We start from the raw sequence: 19,265 nt of genomic DNA, 5'->3' as shown, positions 1-19,265 counted from the left end.
CGACGTGACCCTTTGCTGGTTGGCGGCCGTTGAGACTGGTCGGCTCATTGGCCGGCGGCCGTACGCCGTCGGCTGATCCCGCGCAGGGCGAGGACCTGGAGTGCGGAGAACACGATGAGCAGCAGTCCGTAGAGGAACGAGGCGGCGGAGGCCAGGCCGATGTCGGGCTCGGCGGCGGCACCGGCCGAGCCGCCGAAGGCCAGGTGGTAGATGTACGTGTTGACGACCTCGGTGGCGAAGTACGGGCCGCCGCCGGTGAGGACCTGCACCAGGTCGAAGACCTGGAAGCTGCCGATGAACGCCAACACCACGATGACGACACCGACTTGGCGCAGCATCGGGATGGTGATGCGGAAGAAGGACTGGACCGGTCCACAGCCGTCGAGCTTCGCCGCCTCGTACAACTCGGCCGGGATGGTCTGCAGTCCGGCGAGGAAGTAGACGAGGTTGTAGCCGAGGGTGTGCCAGATGCCGATCGCGATGATCACGGCGAGCGCGGTGTGCGGGTCGCCGAGCCAGTCGATGTGCCCGTCGGTCATGCCGGTCTTGGCGAGCAGACTCCCCGCCGAATCACCGAAGTTGGCGAGCATGAGCTGGATGACGACGCCGACTACGGCCGCCGAGGTGACGACGGGGATGAAGTAGACGGTCCGGAAGAACAGCGCGAACTTGAGCTTCGGGTTGTTCAGCACCAGCGCGAGCGCCAACGCCAGCAGGAGCTGTACCGGGACGAGGACGAAGGCGTAGACGAAGGTGTGCTCGACCGCGCCCCAGAAGATGCTGTCGCTCAGGATCTGCCGGAAGTTGGCGAGGCCCACGTAGTTGCCGGGTTCGCCGATGCCGTTCCAGCGGTAGAAGGTGTAGCCGAAGGACGCGAAGATCGGGTAGACCACAAAGGCCAGCAGGAGTACGGCCATGGGGGCCAGGTAGAGGTACGACCACTTGGCGGCGCGGATGCGGCGGCCGAGGCCGGGGCGGGCGGCGACCGGGGGTGGAGTCGGGGGCGTTCGCCGGCGCTCGCGGGTGTCGAGGAGTGACATGGTGACGGCTCACGCCTTCTTCTTCGTGGTGTACGGCTTGGTGGGGTCCCAGTCCGGGAAGACGTAGTCGGACGTGCTGACTTTCTTGCCCTGCTTGGCCACCGCGGCGACGGCGTCGGACAGGAGCTGGAACTTCTTGTCGGCCAGGCTGGTCAACGCGCCCTGTACGTCCTTGATTTGGCCCGTGTAGACGCCGGTCACCACATCGCTGATGTCCGGCTTGGGGACGCCGGGCGCGACGCCGGCCAGCTCCGGGTTGCGCACGAGGGGCACCGGGCCGCGCAGCACCTGCTCGGTCATGCCGATGAAGGCGGCGAAGGGCTTGGAGTCGATGCCGTCCGGGTCGTTGTCGGCGGGGTGGGCGGAGACGCCGTTGAGGTCCTGCACCCAGCGGCGCCCGGCGGCGGGGGACGTCAGCGCGTCGAGCCACTGGAACCCCTCGTGCGCCTTCTTGCTCTTGGCGGAGACCGCGGCGAAGGTGCCGTTGCCGACCGGGTCGGCGTAGTAGAAGCCCTTCGGTGTCGTGGTCGGCGAGGGCAGGGTGACCAGGCTGTAGTCGGTGAACTTGTGCTGGGTCCACTCGGGTTGGTTCCACACGCCGCCGACGGTCATGCCGAACTTGCCGCGCTCGAAGAACGCGCGGGCCGCTTCGTCGGACAGGCTCACGGAGTTGGGGTGGAAGAAGCCGCGCTTCTTCCATTCGACGAACAGCTCCAGGAAGTCGGCGTACGCCCGGTCGGTGCCGAACGTCCACTTGCCGACGCGGTAGTCCATGCCGGTGCCGGGCACGGTGGGGGCGCCGCCCGGTGCGCCGGCGCCGCGCACGAACAGGTCCAGCCACCAGGCGAGGACGCCGATGCCGTCGGCGTTGCCGAAGCCGAAGCCGTACGACCTGCCGCCGCTCTTCTTGGTGATCGTCTGGGCGGCACTGGTCACTTCGTCCCAGGTGCGGGGGATCTTGACGCTGCCGTCGGGGTTCGTCAGGCCGGCGGACTTGAAGACGCCGTGGTGGATGTAGAGCTGGAGCTGCGGGCCCGAGCCCTTGAGCGGGGCCGAATAGACCTTGCCGTCAAAGACGTTGGCGCCTTCCAGGAAGGTGCCTTCTGGGAAGCGTGACTGCCATGCCGGGGTCGCCCACTCGTCGAGCGGGTGCAGCCAGCCCTTGGCGACCTGCTCGGCGACGCTCGGGACCTGCGGGATCATGAAGACGTCCGGCGGGTTGCCGCTGCGGTTGGCGAGCGCGACCAAGTCCGGGTATTTGGCGTTCTGTTGGGTGGTCTTCTTGACGCTGACGCCGCTGTGGCCCTTCTCGAAGAGCTCGATCTCCTTGTCCACCCAAGGGGCTTGGGTGACATACCAGTCCCAGTAGGTGAGCGCGTCCGCCGACGAGGAGGGGGAGCCGGAGCCGCACGCGCTCAGTCCGCCGCCCAGGGCGAGGGTGCCGGCGCCGAGTGCGGCGGTGCGCAGGAGGCCGCGTCTGGAGACGTTCGACGAAGTCATCTGATGTTCCTCCGAGGCATGTAACGTTCACTGAACCGGTTACAGGAACTGGGACGTTATGGGGGCGACCCGCGGCCGTCAAGAGGTTCGGCAATGCTTTGGAAACTCCGACAGCTACCTGCACCTGGGGCGTAGAGAAACCCTCGCCAGTTGTGTAACTTTTTCATCGGTGTTACTTACATCGGCAGTTCACCGGGGCGAGGAGAAGCAGAGCATGGCTCAAGGTCGGGGTTCCGCAGGTCGGGCGACGATCCGTGACGTGGCATCGCGTGCGGGCGTCTCCGTCGCCACCGTCTCGCGGATTCTCAGCGGGGCGTACACCGCTCCCCCGGCGACGCACGAGCGGGTCATGCAGGCCGTGCAGGACCTCGACTACGTCGTCAACGCCAACGCCCGTTCCCTGAACACGGCTTCGGGGATGGTGGCGATGGTGGTCAACGACATCACCTCGCCGTTCTTCATGAACGTCGCCTCCGGGGTGGAGGAACAGGCCGTCGCCGACGGCCGGGTCTGCCTCGTCTGTTCCACCCAGGGCGTCCCGGAGCGGGAGTTGTCGGTGATCGAGCTGATGCGCCAGCGCGGCGCGGAGGCGATCATCCTGGTCGGCGGCATGGCCGAGACCGAGGAGCATCTCGCCCAACTCACCGCCGCCGCCGAGGGGTTGGAGCGCGCCGGTTCCCGGCTGGTGCTCTGCGCCCGGCCGTGGAAGGGCGGCGCGAAGGCACCGGTGGACGTGGTGGAGTGCGACATGGAGAGCGGTGCCTTCGCCGCCACCAGCCATCTGCTCTCCGCCGGCCACACCCGGGTGGCCCACCTCGCGGGCCCGCACGAGTTCAGCGTGGCGGGCCAGCGCCTGGAAGGGTACGAACGGGCGCTGCGCGCACACGGCGTCAAGCCCGACCCGGCGCTCGTCGCCGAGAGCGACATGACCCGGGAGTCCGGCTACGAGGCGGCCTGCCGCCTCCTCACCGACACCGACGCCACCGCGATCTTCTGCGCCAGCGACATGAGCGCGGCCGGTGCCATCGCCGCCGCCCGCGACCTGGGCCGCTCGGTCCCCGACGACCTCTCCGTGGTCGGCTTCGACGACATCCCGCTCGCCGAGGACCTCTACCCCCGGCTGACCACCGTGCACGTCCCCCAGCAGGAACTCGGCCGCTCCGCGACCCGGTTGGCCCTGCACCGGCGCCCGATGGACCCGCCGAGCCGTCGCGTGGTGCTCGGCTCGCACGTCGTCGTACGCCAGTCGGTGGCGCCCCCGGCCCGCCTCAACCCCGTTGGAAAGGTGGACAGTTGATACCGGAGGACCGGCTCCTCTCCCCGCACACAGGCTGGACGCGTACCCACTGGGAGTCACTGGCCGACGCCCAGCTGACCGCCGTCCGCCCGTACGCCACCGCCCGCCACGCCCTGCTCCACCTCCCCGGCCCCGCCAGCCGCAACGGCCGGCACAGCGACGGCCTCGAAGGCTTCGCCCGCACCTTCCTCCTCGCGGGCTTCCGCCTGGCGCGGTCCGGCGACAACGACCCGCACGGCCACGCCAGTTGGTACGCCGAGGGCCTGACCGCAGGCACCGACCCGCACTCCCCGGACCACTGGCCGGGCATGCGCGCGTGCGGCCAGGCCAAGGTGGAGTGCGCGTCGGTGGCGATCGCGCTGCACGAGACCCGGCCCTGGATCTGGGACCGGCTGGACGACGGCGTACGGCAGCGGATCGTCGCCTGGATGACCGACCTGCTCGGCAGTGAGGTCCCCGACAACAACTGGGTCTGGTTCAGGGCGATCACGTCGGCGTTCCTGCGCTCGGTCGGAGCCCCGTGGAGCGCGCCCGACATCGACCACGCGATCGCGCGCACGGAGGCCTGGTACGCGGGCGAGGGCTGGTACTCCGACGGCGGCGGCACCGGCGGCCCGCTGCGCCACTTCGACTACTACTCGGGCTGGGCGATGCACTACTACCCGCTCTGGTACTGCCGTATCTCCGGCGCCGACGCGGACCCCACCCTGCTCCCCCGCTACCGGGCCCGCCTGCGCCGCTACTTGGACGACGCCCAGCACCTGGTGGCGGCCGACGGCGCCCCGGTGTACCAGGGCCGCTCCCTGACGTACCGCTACGCGATGCTCTGCCCGCTGTGGGCGGGCGCCGTCTTCGACGCCACTCCCCTGCCGGCGGGCCGTACCCGCCGCCTCGCGAGCGGAGTCGTGCGGCACTTCACCGAGGCGGGCTGCTTCGACGGGCGCGGGCTCCAACCGCTGGGCTGGCACGGGGAGTTCACGGCCGTCCGGCAGCCGTACTCCGGGCCCGGTTCGCCGTACTGGTCGAGCAAGGGCTTCGCCGGGCTGGTGCTGTCGGCGGATCACCCGGTGTGGACGGAGAAGGAGGAGGCCCTGCCGATCGAAACCCGGGACGTGCGGCGGACGTTGACCGCCCCGGGGTGGCTCGTCTCCGGCACGGCGACGGACGGGGTCGTCCGCGTCGTCAACCACGGCAGCGACCACGCCTTCGGTGACGGTGCCGCCCCGGAGGCGGACGACCCGGTCTACAGCCGTCTCGCCTACGCCTCCCACGCCGCCCCCGACAGCTCGGAGTCGAGCCTGAACGACCCGCTCGACTCGCACATCGCGCTGCTCGACGCCGACGAACGCCCGTCCCACCGCCGCCCGTTGACCCGGCTGCACCTGGGGGTGCGTACGGCCGTCTCCCGTCATCGCGCGCACTGGCCGGCCGGTCCGGTGCCCGCCCCATACGCCCACGACCCCGCGCCCGACTTCCGTACGGGTCCGTGGATCACGACGGCGTCCCTGCTGAACGGGCCGCTGGAGGTGCGCCTCGCGCGCGTCGATGGACCGGTCCAAGAGCCGTTGCGGCTGCGGCTCGGTGGCTACTGTCTGGCTGCCGTCGAACCGCCGGGCTTGCACCTGGAGTCACAGCCGGCCGCATGGGCGGGCAGCCCAACGGGCCTGTCCAGCACGGTGGTTGGGCTGCGCGGTTTCGACGAGGCAGGCATCGCCACCGCGCGGAACGCCAACGCCTTCGGGCCGCACTCGGCGACACCCTGGCTCGCCACGACGGCGGAGGTCCAACTCGGCACGGTCTACGCCGCGTTGGTCTGTCTCTCCGGGATGGTCGAGGGTCCGGGTGCCGCCGAAGCCGTACGGCTGGAGGTCTGTTACGGCGGTGACGGCGCCGCCCTCGCCTCCGTCACCTGGCCGGACGGGACGAAAGACAACGTCCGCCTGGAGCCGCCGAGTTGATGAACGGGACGGGGTGGGACGCGGGCTGTCAGGGGCCCGCGCCCCACACCGCGATCACGTGCCGTCGATGAGCCGGACGGCGAGATCGGGACTGAACTGCCCGGCGGGCACGGTCGGCGCCACGCCGCACTGCCCGTCGGAGTTGCCCGGTGTCTTGACCCACAGCAACAGGTCCTCGGCGCCGCCCACCCGCGGGGTGACGCCGAGTCTGCGTCCGGCGGGGTTGCACCATTCGCCGTTGGAGCCGTTGCCGTTGCGGCTGGTGTCGACGGCGAAGTGGGAGGTGTTGCCGAGCGCCGAGTTGATCGAGTTGCCGTAGGTCTCCGAGGACGGCGTGGTGTAGAAGTTCGAGACGTTCAGGGAGAAGCCGCGGATGTTGGCCACGCCCGCCGACCTCAGTCGGCTCGCCATGGTCGCCGGGTCGACCCAGTTGGTGTGTCCGGCGTCGAGGTAGGCCCAGGTGTTGGGGGCCTTCTGCTGGAACATCTGGGTGGCGTAGGAGAGCATCGCGAGGCGGTCGCTGATCTGTGCGCTGGTCAGGCAGCTGAAGTCCGACAGCGCGTCCGGCTCGATGACGACGACGGCGGGGTGGGTGCCGACCGCCGCCGCGAAGGTGGAGATCCAGGTGCGGTAGGCGGCCACGCTGCCCGCGCCGCCGGAGGACTCGCCGCCGCACGCGTCCCGGCCGGGGATGTTGTACGCGACCAGGACCGGCAGTTTGTCGTGGCTGTCGGCGGCGCCGACGTACCCGGACACGGCCGGTCCGATGCCCGCGCTCTCGTTGGCGAACCAGCGGGCGATCGGCTGGGAGGCGATGGCCGACTGGATGCGTGCGGCGCGGGAGTCGGAGGGGTTGTTGCGGACCCAGACGGCCGGGCCGGAGTCGGGGTTGGAGTAGAAGCCGCTCGTCAGGGAGACCGGGCTGGCCGCTGCCGCCGAACCGGCCCCGAGGAGCGGGAGCGGGGCAACGAGCAGGCAGATCAGAGCAGTTCGGAGCGAGGCTGTCTTGAGCGTGGCGGTCTTCGTCGACACGGTGTTCGGTGAGGCGTTTTCGAGCAGGGCTTTCCAGCGCATGGTGCGTCCCTATCTCTCGGGGCGGGGCTGCCGCGGGCCCCTCGGCTCGGCTCCGGCCGCGCTCGTCCAAGCGCGGCCGGAGCCACGGCGATCCATACCGTTCGACCAGCGGTGCTCAGCGCGCGGAGTCGGCGGCGAAGGTCGCCACCCAGGCCAGCGCGGAGTTCCAGTTGATGGCGACCTCGTTGGTCGAGTACGAGTAGATGTCGTCGATGTAGCAGGTGGCGGGGGCGCAGCCGACCAGGTTCTGCTGCGCGACCGGGTCCTGGAGGGCCGAGTCGGGGCCGCCGGCGAGCGAACCGGCGGGCGGGCTGGGCAAGTTGGGGTCGATCTGGTGGGCCCAGACGCGGTTGTGCTGGTTGTGGCTGGCCTGGGTGCCGTAGCCGGTGACGAAGGACTGGTTCAGGGCGTTGCGGCCGAGGAGGTAGTCCATCGACTCCAGGACGGCGCTGCGGTAGCTGTCCCGGTGGGTGATGTCGTAGGCGGTCGCGATGACCATGGCGTTGTTCGCGGTGACGCTGTTGGAGCCCCACACGTAGGCGCCGTCGGTGGGCAGGTTGGGGTTCGGGTAGCCCTGCGACCGCTCGTCGCGTACGAAGCTGTCGGCGACGGCGAGGACCCGCTTGCGCGCGGCGGCGACCATGCGGGCGGGGAAGCGGCTGGGCAGGCGGACGACGGTGAGGTCGGCCAGCGCACCGGTGTCCCGCCAGGAGAAACCGGCCGGGGTGATCTCCGTGTCGATGCGGGACAGGTAGGCCCGGTCGTGCGTGGTGGCGTACAACTCCGTTGCGGCCCAGGAGAATTCGTCGGTCACGTCCGTGTCGGCGTATGCTCCGCCGCCGACGCTGTCACTGCTCGGGGCGTACACGTCGGGGTGGGCGAGCGCGGCCTTCCAGGCGGTCTCGGCCGCGGTCAGGCACGTGCGCGCGAAGGCGGCGTCGTAGCGGGCCCACACCCGGGCGCACTGGGCGCCCGCGGCGGCGAGGTTGAGGGTCGCGGCCGTGGACGGGGCGTGCAGGTAACGGGGTTGGGAGTCCTGGTCGGGCCGGGTGGGCAGCGCGGTCCAGGCCAGATCGTGGACCTTGTGGTGGACCATCCCGGCCAGCGGTTCACCCGCCGGGACCTGCATGCTCAGCAGGAACTCCGTCTCCCAGCGGGACTCGTCGAGGACGTCCGGGACGCCGTTGTGGTTCTCGGGGATGCTCAGCAGCCCGTCGCGCAGCCCGGCGGTGTCGCCCTCGGCGCGGGAGCGTTCGTAGGAGTCCATCAACTGCCAGTCCGCAAGGGCCCCGTTGACGACGTACTTGCCCTGGTCGCCCGCGTCGTACCAACCCCCCTGTACGTCAAGGGAGTAGTCACAAGTGCCGGGCAGGCAGGGCACGTCGGTGTCGCCCTTGTTGGGTGCCACGCCGACATGTCCGGCGGGCCGGGCGTAGGCGTCACCGGCGTACTGCGCCTCGATGGGCGTGCCGCTGCGGACGTCGTAGAAGTAGCCCAACGCGTCTTTGCTCAGGGCCTTGTAGGGGTTCTCCGCGATGGCGAACGGATAGCTGGTCGCGTCCCCCACCACGGGTGTGTAGCCCGTGCCGGCCTTCCGCACCGAGCTGAAGTCGGCGATGTGTACGTGGTCGCCGGAGGCGGCGTCCGTGCCCTGGACGTGGGTGCGTCCCGTCCTCACCACCTGACCCGAGGCGTCGAGCAGGCTCCACCGCACCGGCTTCGTCGACGAGTTGACGATCGACGCCTCCTTCGGGCCGTGGACCGCGTAGCCGTACTGGTTCGTCCGCACCGGGGAGCCGAAGTCGCGGCCGCCGCCCGGGGGTACGGCGCCGCCGGTGAGGGAGACGTCGTCGAGGCAGAGGGTGAACGGCTGGGCGGCGCCGCCCTGTTGGAAGGAGAGCTGGGCGTGCAGGTTGGCGACGGTGGAGTTGCCGGTGAACTGGAAGGTCTTCGGTGTGGTGGTGATCGCGGCGGTCTTGTTGAAGGTCGTCGTGAACGGGGCCGCGGGCAGCTGCAGTACGGCGTGGATCGACACGTCCCGGGTGGCGGAGGCCGTGAAGCGCAAGGTGTACGGCTGACCGGCCTCCAGCGGGATGTCGTTCTGGCCGATCATCGAGTCCCAGACGTTGACGGTCCCGCCGGGGACGTCGGCGCACAGGCGGCCCAGGTCGACGGTGGAGGGCGTGTTGCCGCTGCTCCACCACGAGGTCCTGCCGTTGTCGAACGTGCCGTTGAGCACCCGCTCGTAGGGCGCGTCGGCGGCCTGCGCGGACGTCACGGGAAGCACGGGGGTCGCGGCCAGGGTGGTGACGGTCAGGGCTGGCGCGAGGAGGACCGCGGCCCATCTGGTCCTGCGGAATCTGGTCGTACGGAAGCTGGTCCTGCGGAACATACCGAGCCCTTCTCGGTGACAGGGTCGGCTCGGTGCGGCGTCAGTGCCAGATGGTGAGCGGGGCCGACGAGGCTGTCAAGTCTTCACGCACAGAAGCCTTTTCCTCGTCCGGACCCTTCACAGAGTGAACGTCCCACTTCTACTCTGCGACTGTTAGCGCTTCCAGTTTCTTCCGGAGGCATCGCACAGGAACCGGCCCGAGCTGTGGCGTCACCCCAGTTCCGTCCCAGGCCAGGAAGATTCCCGCAGACGGAGGTTCAACTCGGTGAGCACGTTCGATCCCGGCTTCCTGTGGGGCGCCGCCACGTCGAGCTATCAGATCGAGGGCGCGGTCGCGGAGGACGGCAGAGGGCCCTCCATCTGGGACACCTTCGCGTCGATTCCGGGCGCCGTCCGGGGCGGTGACACCGGAGCCGTCGCGGCCGACCACTACCACCGCTTCCCCGCGGACATCGCGCTGATGGCCCAACTCGGGCTGCGCGCCTACCGGTTCTCCCTCGCCTGGCCCCGGATCCAGCCCACCGGGTCCGGCCCGGTCGACCAGCGCGGCCTCGACTTCTACCGCCGCCTCACGGACACCCTCCTCGACCATGGCATCCAGCCCTGGCCCACCCTCTACCACTGGGATCTGCCCCAGCCCCTGGAGGACGCCGGCGGCTGGCCGGTGCGGGACACCGCCGTGCGGTTCGCCGAGTACGCGGCCCTGGCGCACGAGGCGCTGGGCGACCGGATCACCCACTGGACCACCCTCAACGAGCCTTGGTGCTCGGCCTTCCTCGGCTACGCCACTGGACGTCACGCCCCCGGCCGCCGCGAGCCCGCCGCCGCCGTACGCGCAGCCCATCACCTGCTGCTCGCCCACGGGTTGGCGTCGGAGGCGATACGCGACGACGCCTCGCACGTCGGCGTCACGCTCAACCTCACCCATGTCACCCCACTCAGCGCGGACCCCGCCGACCTGGACGCGGGCCGCCGTGTCGACGGCATGCAGAACCGCCTCTTCCTCGACCCGTTGCTGCGCGGCGCGTACCCCGACGACGTACTGGACGACCTCCGCGAGGTCACCGGCACCGACCACATCCGCGACGGCGACCTGAAGCGGATCGGCGCGCCGCTGGACCACCTGGGCATCAACTACTACGCGCCGATGCTGGTCGCGGGCAGCACTGGACCGGTCCAATCCGCCTATGTGGGCTCGCCGTCGGTCCGTGTCGTCGACGGCGGCCGACCGAAAACGGCGATGGGCTGGGAGATCGACGAGCGGGGACTCCTGGACCTCCTCCTGCGTCTCAAGGCCGACTATCCGGCCGTGCCCCTGTACATCACGGAGAACGGGGCGGCCTTCGACGACGTCGTGGAGGACGACGGGGTGCACGACGCGGACCGGATCGCCTACCTGGACGGCCATCTCCGTTCCTGCGCACGGGCGATCGGCCAAGGGGTGCCGCTCAAGGGCTACTTCGTCTGGTCGCTCCTCGACAACTTCGAGTGGTCCTTCGGCTACGGACCCCGCTTCGGCATCGTGCACGTCGACTACGCGACCCAGCGCCGTACGCCGAAGGACAGTGCCCACTGGTACGCCGAGGTCATCCGGCGCGGCGGCCTGTGACGCCGTCAGCGCTTACAGTGCTGCTACCGCCCGCCCTTCCGCACTCCACACTCCGTACGAACGGGAGCCGCCCCACATGACCACACGGCCGCCGACGCTGGACGAGGTGGCGCTGCGCGCCGGGGTGTCCGTCGGAACCGTCTCGCGGGTGATCAACAACCGCCGGCACGTCAGCCAGAAAGCGCGGCAGGCGGTGGAGAGCGCCGTGGCGGAACTGGGCTATGTGCCGAACGTGGCGGCCCGTTCGCTCGCCTCGCAGCGGCGCGGCGCGGTGGTGCTGGCGATCTCCAGCGACGATCCGGCGCTGTTCGCCAACCTCTTCTTCGCCGAGGTCATCACGGGTGTGAACGCGGTCGTGGAGGAGACCGACCTCGAACTCCTGCTGATCCTGGCCGCGGGCGAGCGGGGCCGGGCCCGGCTCACCCGCGTCCTCCAGTCCCGGGGCGCGGACGGCGTCATGCTGCTCGCCCTGCGCGAGAACGATCCGCTGGCGAAGGTCGCCGAGGCGGGGAACGTCCCCGTCGTGCACGGAGGCCGCTCCCTCGAGAAGGCCCCGCGCTACTACGTGGACGCCGACAACCGGGGCGGGGCCCGCGAGGCCGTGGAGTACCTGATCTCGACGGGCCGCCGTGCCATCGGCACCGTCACCGGCCCGCTCGACATGCACGCGGGTGTCTCCCGCTACCTGGGCTTCCGCGAGGCGGTCGCGCTGGCCGGCCTGGCGGACCACCGGGTGGCGCACGCCGACTTCAGCGAGCTGGGCGGCGCCACGGCGACCGCCCGCCTCCTCGACGAACACCCGGACCTGGACGCCCTGTTCGTCGCCTCGGACGCCATGGCGGCGGGCGCCCTGCACGTCCTGCGCGAGCGCGGCCGGTCCGTCCCCGGGGACGTCGCGGTCGTCGGCTTCAACGACATCCTCACCGCCCGGCACACCCAGCCCGCCCTGACGACGATCCGCCAGCCCATCGTGGCCCTCGGCAGCGAGATGACCCGGATGCTGGTGCGCGTCCTGGCCGGCGAGGAGCCGACGCCGCTCATCCTGCCGACGGAGCTGGTGATCAGGGAATCCGCGTAGCGCGGCGGTCCCGGCTCTCCAGGCCCTCGCACACTCGGTAAGGCGCACCCCAAGAGCCGTACAACTAATCCCCAACAACAAGTGTCTCGTAGGGCAACAGCACTTGTCCCGGGGGGGATATTTTGATCAAGGTAAGCGTTGTCGTACCCGTGTACAACGCCGGTTCCTACATTGACCGTTGCGCGCCTTCGCTGGTCAACCAGAGCCTGGGGGCCGACGCCTACGAGGTCGTGTACGTCGACGACGGGTCGACGGACGACTCCGCCGAACGCCTCGGACGGCTGGCCGAGACACATCCGCACGTCCGGGTCTACCGGCAGGAGAACTCCGGGTGGCCGGGCAAGCCGCGGAACGTGGGGGTGGACCGGGCCAAGGGGAAGTACGTCCAATTCGTCGACCAGGACGACGAGTTGTCGTACGAGGCGCTGGAGCGGCTGTACGCGCTGGCGGAGCGCAACGGGTCGGACATCGTGCTGGGCAAGGTGCACGGGACGATGCAGGGGCCCAGCAATGTGTTCAAGCGGACGGTGGAGCGGTGCACCGCCGCCGACGCCCCGCTCTTCGAGAGCCTGACGCCGCACAAGATGTTCCGCCGGGAGTTCCTGCGCGAGCACGGGATCCGCTTCCCGGAGGGGCGGGTCAGGCTGGAGGACCAGCTGTTCATGGCACGCACCTACGTACGGGCCAAGACGGTGTCGATACTCGGCAACTACCCCTGCTACCAATGGAATCGGCGCGAGGACGGCGGCAACAACAGCAGCCGCCGGATCACCGCCGACGACTACTACGGCCACCTGGACAAGGTCGTGGAGGCGATCAAGGAAGGCACCCCGCCGGGCGACCTCCAGGACCGCCTCCTGCGCCGCTCGTACCGCGTGGAGCTGCTGCGACCGGTGAGCGAACCGCGCGTACTGCGGCGTACCGGCAAGGACTTGGAGGAGTACTTCACCACCGTCCGCCGGATGGCGATGACGAGTTATCCGCCGGGGGTGAGCGAAGGCCTCCCCGCGATCAGCCGCCTGCGGGCGGAACTGCTCGTGCGGGACCGGCTGGACTCCCTGGTCGAACTCGCCCGCCGCACCGAGCAGATCAGGGCGCACGTCAAGGTCGACGACATGCGCTGGCGCAACGACAAGCTGGTGATCCGGACCCGCGTCGGCATGGTCCGGGGCGACGGCGAGCCGCTGACCGTCATGGAGCGCGACGGCCGGATGTTCCTCGACCCCCAACTCCTCGACGGCATAAGGGGAGCGGAGAACTGGGAGGTCCCCGACCCCTTCTCCCACGCGTACGGGGAACTCATCGTGCACGACACCGCCGACAACCACTGGTGGTACCCAGAAGGGGAGTTGACGCCGACGTTGGAACCGCTCGGCGGAAACCTCCACCGGGTCGTCGTCTCCGGCGAGACGGTCGTCGACCCGCAGACCCTCACCGGTGACGCGCCGATGAACCCCGGCGCCTATCAAGTCTGGGCCAGCGCACAGCTGTTGGGCGTCGGACGCCGCCCCCGGCTGGCCGCCGCCCCGGGCAGCCCCCGCATCCTCCTCGGCACCGTCGCCGTCGGCACGCCCTCGCGTCTCGTCTCCCCCACCTGGGCCGGGCCGGGCGGCCAACTCCGCCTCGCCGTGGGCGAACCCGGCCGGATCGGCACCACCCGCCGCGTCCTGCTCCGGACCACCGCCGACCACCGGCTACGGCACGGCGTCCGCGAGGTGCTGCGGCGGCTGCCTCCCGGCGCACGCAAGAACATCCGCGCCACGGCGCGACGGGCGGAGGGCTGGATGCTGGGGTAGCGGGATCGGGGATCCGGGATCGGGGGCCGGGGACCCATTCGGCTGCTCATACGTCCCGCTGCCTCAACCGCCGCCACATGGGCGGGACTTGTGGCTCCCGGGCCGCCGCCGCGTCGAGGTCCAGCCATGCCTCCTCGGCCAGATCGGTGGCGGTCCAGCGGGCAGCGGACCTGACCTCCTCAGGGGTACGGAAACCCGCGACCACGCAGGCCACCCCGGGGTCGCGCAGCGGAAACCGCAGGGCGGCGTGCGGGAGTGCGGTGCCGTGCCGAGCGGACACCTCGGCCAGGAGCCGAGCGCGGCGCAGTGCCGATTCCGGGGCGGGGCCGTAGTCGAAGGTGGCGTCGCTCGCGGGGTAAGTGCGGCTGAGCAGACCGGAGTTGAACGGTGCGGCGGCCACCACGGCGACCCCGCGTTCGGCGCACGCGTCCAACAAGGGGCGGGCGGTGCGGTCCAGGAGGGTCCACCGCCCGGCCGCCATCACGGCGTCGACCTCCGCCTCCGCGACGACGCGCAGCAGCGGGGCGACCGTGTTCATACCGACGCCGACGGCGCCGATGACGCCCTGGTCGCGCAGGGCGGTCAACGCGGGCAGGGCTTGGCCGAGGGCGATGTCCAAGTGGTCGTCGGGATCATGGACGTAGACGATGTCGACGCGGTCCAGCCGCAGCCGGTTCAGGCTGTCCTCCAGGCTTCGCAGTACTCCGTCCCGTGAGTAGTCGGGGCGCCGGATCAGCGTGTCGGGGACGGCGAAGCCTCCTGCCGCCAGGTCGGATCCCTTGGGTGCCGGGTGGGGTTCCAGCAGTCGGCCGACCTTGGTGGAGATGGTGAACTCCCCCCGTGGACGGTGCGCGAGGGCATCGCCGAGCCGCCGTTCGGACAGGCCAAGGCCGTAGTGCGGGGCGGTGTCGTAGTAGCGCACCCCCACCTCCCAGGCGGCATCGAGGGTGGCCTGCGCTTGGCGGTCGTCGATCGCGCTGTGGAGGTTGCCGATGGGGGCGGCACCGAATCCCAGCGTGCTGACCCGGACGCTCGTACGACCGAGTGGGCGTGCCCTCACGAGGTTCCCGCTTCCACGGCCCCCGCCGCATAGAGAAGGATCTGCTTCATCTGGCAGGCAGGACCTTAAGGATGGGATCCATTTAGTGCAACACCTCGCAAGATATGCGTAGTTCATGGCGTTTTATAAGGATCTGATCAGGCCGCCTGGCCGAAATCTGTCCGATCTCTTCCCAACTCCCAGCGGCGGTGCCATATTGGCCCCGGAAAATGAACCTGATTCATTCGCGGCGCAAGAGGGGATCCGCCTTGGGCGACTCAACACCGGCCTACCGACCGGGATACGAACTGGTCGCGGAGCAACTGCTGGAGTACATCGCCCAGCAGAACCTGCGGCCCGGCGACCGCCTCCCCACCGAACAGGGCCTGGCCCAGATCCTGGGCGCGTCCCGCAACGTCACCCGCGAGGCCGTGAAGGTCCTGGCCGCCATCGGCCGGCTCCAGGTGCGGCGAGGCGCCGGGATCTTCGTCGCCGCGTCGGTCGGCGGGCTGCTGGACGACGAGCTCTCGCACTTCCGGCCGACCGGCATGGAAGACGTCCGCATGCTCCTGGACTACCGCAAGGTGATCGAGTCGGAGACGGCTCGCCGTGCCGCCTCCCACGCCACCCCGATCGAGGTCCGGGCCATCCGGGAGAGCGCGGAGAGCTCCCTGACGGCGGCCACGATGGACGACGTCGACACCTTCGCCAAGGCGGACGCGGCCTTCCACGACGCGGTGGGCGTCGCCTCGCACAACGTGTTCCTGAGGGCGAGCGTCGCCGGTGTGCGGCGCCTGGCAGCCCAGTCCGACGTACTGCTCTTCCACGGTGACGTGCCCGGATCGCTCGAAGTCGCCGCACATCAGCACGTTGCCATAGCGGAGGCGGTCGCCGCGGGGGCGGCCGATCTCGCCGAACAACTGATGGTGGAACACATCGCCACCACCCAGAGCCAGTTCGAGAGCAAGATCCGCGACCGGCTCTTCAGTCCCGAGGCCCATCCACCCTCCCCCGAGGCTCAACCGCCCTCCCCGGAGGCACCGACCTCGTAGAACCGGCCGACCCCGCATGTGCTGCCGCAGCACGGCGATGGGCCGCCCGACGCCCTCAAGTCCCGCTGGACGACCGGGACTTGCAGGTATCAACCTCCCTCAGGCGATTGGATACGTGTGTCTCATCCGTCTGCGCGCAGGGGCGCCTTCGTGCCGCTGCGAAGAAGTTTCACGGCCGTCTGCTCGGTGGCCGCGCTGGCAGCCGCCCTGCTGAACGCCGTGCCGGCCCAGGCGGCTCCCCCGTCGCCGGATCTCAATGTCTACGTCTCCCCGACCGGCCGGGACGTGGGTTCGGGAACCGCCGCCCACCCCTTCAAGTCCCTTGACCACGCGCGGGATTACGTACGCGACGTCAAGCAGAAGGCCAAGGGCGACATCCATGTCCGGCTCATGTCCGGCACCTATCAGCTCAGCCGTACGTTCGCCCTGACCGCACAGGACTCGGGCCGCGACGGGCACAGGATCTTCTACGAGGCCGCCCCCGGCGCGCACCCGGTGATCAGCGGGGGCAAGCAGGTCACCGGCTGGACCCCGGCCGACTCGGCGGGGAAGGTGTACAAGGCCAGGGTCGGCGACATCGACACCCGACAGCTGTACGTGGACGGCGAGTTGGAGACCCGGGCACGCAGCGGCAAGAACCCCGCCGGCTTCAGCCAGACGTCCACCGGCTACGCCTTCACCGACCCCGCGCTCAACGCCTACAAGCGTCCGTCGGACCTGGAGGTCGTCAGCTCCTGGGGCTGGAAGCTGATGCGCTGCCCCGTGCAGTCGATCGCCGACTTCAAGATGACGATGCAACAGCCCTGTTGGCACAACGCGCATCTCCAGCAGGGCCAGGAGATCCAGAACCCGACCTGGCTGGAGAACGCCCGCGAGCTGCTGGACACGCCCGGTGAGTGGTACCTGGACAAGGGCGCGGGCGAGATCTACTACATGCCCAAGTCCGGCCAGAACCTCGCCACTTCGACCGTCACCGTGCCGCTCGTGCAGGACCTGGTGGATCTGAACGGCACCAAGACGGCACCGGTCAGCAACGTGTCGTTCCGGGGCATCACCTTCTCCAACTCCACCTGGCTCGCGCCCAGTTCCTCCGAGGGCCTCATCGAGGGCCAGGCCGGTTTCCGGATGGTCGGCAACGACCCCACCTTCGACGCGACCCGTCTGAAGTGGCAGAAGACGCCGGGTGCCGTGAACGTCAGCCATGGCCACGGCATCGGTTTCGAGGGCAACACCTTCACTCAACTCGGCGCTGTCGGGCTGAACTTGAACACCGGTACCCAGGGCACCGACATCACGGGCAACGTCTTCCGCCAGATCGCCGCCACCGGCATCCAGATAGGCGGGGTCGAGGTGATCGACGCCCACCCAGACGACCCCCGGGACATCACCAAGGACACCAAGGTCGCCAACAACGTGGTCACCAAAGTCGCCGACCAGTACAACGGCTCCATCGGCATCCTGGCCGGCTACACCGACCACACCACGATCACCCACAACAAGGTCTACGACCTGCCCTACACCGGCATCTCCGTCGGCTGGGGCTGGGGCCTCACCGACCAGGGCGGCGACACCAACTACCCCGGGAATCTGGGCGTTCCGATCTGGGACACCCCCACGACCAGCCGCGACACCCAGGTCACGGACAACGAGATCTACGACATCATGAAGTCGCAGGCCGACGGCGGCGCGATCTACACGCTGAGCTCCAACCCCGGCGGCCTGGTGTCCGGCAACTACATCCACGGCACACCACCGCCCGCCTACGGCGCGATCTACCACGACGAGGGCAGCCGGTACTGGACGAACACCGGCAACGCCCTGTGCGACATCGCGTACCAGTGGCTGTTCCTCAACCACGGCATGGACATCGACGCCACAGGCAACTTCACCACCCAGCCCGCCTACTCCACCCAGGCCAACAGCACGGGCAGCACCATCACCGGCAACACCACCGTGGACTCCTGCGCCCAGCTGCCCGCTTCCATCGTCAACAACGCGGGCCTGCAACCGAGTTACCGCCACCTCGACCCGGACCCCGCCGTCCCCGACCACCAGGCGCCCAGCGCACCGGCCACCCCGAGCGCGGTCACCGACTTCCCGACGATCGCGGACCTCACCTGGCCCGCGTCCACCGACGACACCGCCGTGACCGGTTACTCCGTCTACCGCGACGGCAAGCTCGTCAGCGCCACGGGCACCACCTCGGTACGCCTCCCGGGCCTGACCGCCGGCAAGACGTACGCCTTCCGCATCACGGCTCGTGACGCCGCCGGCAACGAGTCCGCTCCCAGCCCGACCCTGCGCGTCACCATGCCCTCGGGCACCGACCTCGCCCTCAAGAAGCCGATCACCGCGTCGTCGTACTCCGAGGCCAACACCCCGGAAAGGGCGGTCGACGGAGACCTCTCCACCCGCTGGGCCCAGGGCCTCGGCCTGCCCGACCCGTCCTGGATCCAGGTCGACCTCGGTGCGTCGTACGACGTGCACGGCGCGATCACGACCTTCGAGAAGGCGAGCGGATACAAGTACCGCATCGAGGTCTCCCCCGACGAGGTCCACTGGAAGACCCTCGCGGACCGCACCGCCACGAACACCACGGCGGCCACGGACTACGCCCACACGGACACCCCGGTCGCGGGCCGTTTCGTACGACTGACCGTCACCGGCTCCAGCTGGAACGGCGGCAGCATCTACGACTTCCAGGTCTACGGGACTCCCAGAACCGTCACGGACCACACGGCCCCGACCGCCCCCGGACAGCCCACGGTCAAGCCGCTGCTGCCCGGACTGGTGGACGTCAGCTGGCCCGCGGCCACCGACGACACCGGCGTGACCAGCTACGTCGTCTACCAGGACGGCAAGCGGATCGGTGTCACCGACGCCACGACACTGCGGGTCTCCGGCCTGACCGCCGACACGCAGTACTCCTTCACCGTCGTAGCGCGCGACGAGGCGCTGAACGCCTCCCCCGTCAGCAAGGCGGCCGTCGTCACCACACCGGCAGACAACGACCTGGCCCTGAACAGGACGGCGACCGCGTCCTCCGAGTCGGACGGCTACGCCCCGGCGAAGGCGGTCGACGGTGATCTGTCGACCCGCTGGGCCCAGGGCCTGGGACTGCCCGACCCGTCCTGGCTTCAGGTCGACCTCGGCAAGGACACCGCCGTCTCGGCCGTGGTCACCACCTTCGAGTTGACGAGCGGCTACAAGTACCGCCTGGAGTACTCCACCGACGGCCAGAGCTGGTCGACGTTCGAGGACCACACAGCCCAGAGCACCACTGCGCGGACCGACTACGCCTTCGCCGACACCCCCGTCACCGCGCGCTACCTGCGCCTGACAGTCACCGGTTCCAGCGGGAACGGCGGCAGCGTCTACGCGCTCCAGGCGTATGGCGGCTTCTGAGCACTCCGCGGCCTCGTACTCCGCG

Annotated in this window: 12 protein-coding genes; 7 read left to right on the top strand and 5 right to left on the bottom strand. The window is 69.9% G+C overall.

The features are described from left to right. Positions 1-44: 44 nt before the first annotated feature. The gene (locus R2B38_RS37890; protein WP_318020321.1) at positions 45-1,040 is read right to left on the bottom strand and encodes a sugar ABC transporter permease; all 996 of its coding nucleotides are present in this window, start codon (positions 1,038-1,040) and stop codon (positions 45-47) included. A gap of 9 nt (positions 1,041-1,049) precedes the next feature. After that, the gene (locus tag R2B38_RS37885; protein ID WP_318020320.1) at positions 1,050-2,540 is read right to left on the bottom strand and encodes an ABC transporter substrate-binding protein; all 1,491 of its coding nucleotides are present in this window, start codon (positions 2,538-2,540) and stop codon (positions 1,050-1,052) included. Between the two features lie 259 nt (positions 2,541-2,799). Here R2B38_RS37885 and R2B38_RS37880 point away from each other — a divergent pair, with 259 nt between their 5' ends. Further along, the gene (locus R2B38_RS37880) at positions 2,800-3,837 is read left to right on the top strand and encodes a LacI family DNA-binding transcriptional regulator (RefSeq protein ID WP_318020319.1); all 1,038 of its coding nucleotides are present in this window, start codon (positions 2,800-2,802) and stop codon (positions 3,835-3,837) included. Next, positions 3,834-5,795, top strand: a complete 1,962-nt coding sequence (locus R2B38_RS37875; protein WP_318020318.1) for a DUF2264 domain-containing protein — start codon at positions 3,834-3,836, stop codon at positions 5,793-5,795. The genes R2B38_RS37880 and R2B38_RS37875 overlap by 4 nt, the downstream gene beginning before the upstream one ends. Before the next feature lie 54 nt (positions 5,796-5,849). Here the strand turns inward: R2B38_RS37875 and R2B38_RS37870 are convergent, their stop codons facing one another. Both R2B38_RS37870 and R2B38_RS37865 read right to left on the bottom strand, forming a co-directional pair. Further along, complete coding sequence (locus tag R2B38_RS37870; RefSeq protein WP_318020317.1) at positions 5,850-6,869, bottom strand: glycoside hydrolase family 6 protein; 1,020 nt, start codon at positions 6,867-6,869, stop codon at positions 5,850-5,852. A 115-nt stretch (positions 6,870-6,984) separates the two neighbouring features. Further along, positions 6,985-9,261, bottom strand: a complete 2,277-nt coding sequence (locus tag R2B38_RS37865; RefSeq protein ID WP_318020316.1) for a glycoside hydrolase family 9 protein — start codon at positions 9,259-9,261, stop codon at positions 6,985-6,987. A 265-nt stretch (positions 9,262-9,526) separates the two neighbouring features. On the opposite strand from R2B38_RS37865, the gene R2B38_RS37860 reads away from it, so the two are divergent. From R2B38_RS37860 to R2B38_RS37850, 3 genes are all read left to right on the top strand, one after another. Beyond that, complete coding sequence (locus R2B38_RS37860; protein ID WP_318020315.1) at positions 9,527-10,870, top strand: GH1 family beta-glucosidase; 1,344 nt, start codon at positions 9,527-9,529, stop codon at positions 10,868-10,870. A gap of 76 nt (positions 10,871-10,946) precedes the next feature. Further along, entirely contained in the window at positions 10,947-11,948 is a 1,002-nt protein-coding gene (locus R2B38_RS37855; protein ID WP_318020314.1) for a LacI family DNA-binding transcriptional regulator, read from the top strand. A gap of 122 nt (positions 11,949-12,070) precedes the next feature. Then, positions 12,071-13,744, top strand: a complete 1,674-nt coding sequence (locus R2B38_RS37850) for a glycosyltransferase family A protein (RefSeq protein WP_318020313.1) — start codon at positions 12,071-12,073, stop codon at positions 13,742-13,744. Between the two features lie 46 nt (positions 13,745-13,790). On the opposite strand, the gene R2B38_RS37845 is transcribed toward R2B38_RS37850, so the two are convergent. Beyond that, complete coding sequence (locus tag R2B38_RS37845) at positions 13,791-14,804, bottom strand: aldo/keto reductase (protein WP_318020312.1); 1,014 nt, start codon at positions 14,802-14,804, stop codon at positions 13,791-13,793. 209 nt (positions 14,805-15,013) lie between these two features. Here R2B38_RS37845 and R2B38_RS37840 point away from each other — a divergent pair, with 209 nt between their 5' ends. Together R2B38_RS37840 and R2B38_RS37835 are read left to right on the top strand one after the other, a co-directional pair. Then, the gene (locus R2B38_RS37840) at positions 15,014-15,835 is read left to right on the top strand and encodes a FadR/GntR family transcriptional regulator (RefSeq protein ID WP_318020311.1); all 822 of its coding nucleotides are present in this window, start codon (positions 15,014-15,016) and stop codon (positions 15,833-15,835) included. 390 nt (positions 15,836-16,225) lie between these two features. Beyond that, entirely contained in the window at positions 16,226-19,240 is a 3,015-nt protein-coding gene (locus R2B38_RS37835) for a discoidin domain-containing protein (protein ID WP_318021892.1), read from the top strand. Positions 19,241-19,265: the final 25 nt, after the last annotated feature.

The sequence above is a fragment of the Streptomyces sp. N50 genome (assembly GCF_033335955.1).
Classification (GTDB): Bacteria; Actinomycetota; Actinomycetes; order Streptomycetales; family Streptomycetaceae; genus Streptomyces.
Note: the sequence above shows the minus strand (reverse complement) of the source record. Positions and strands in the feature narration are given on the sequence as shown.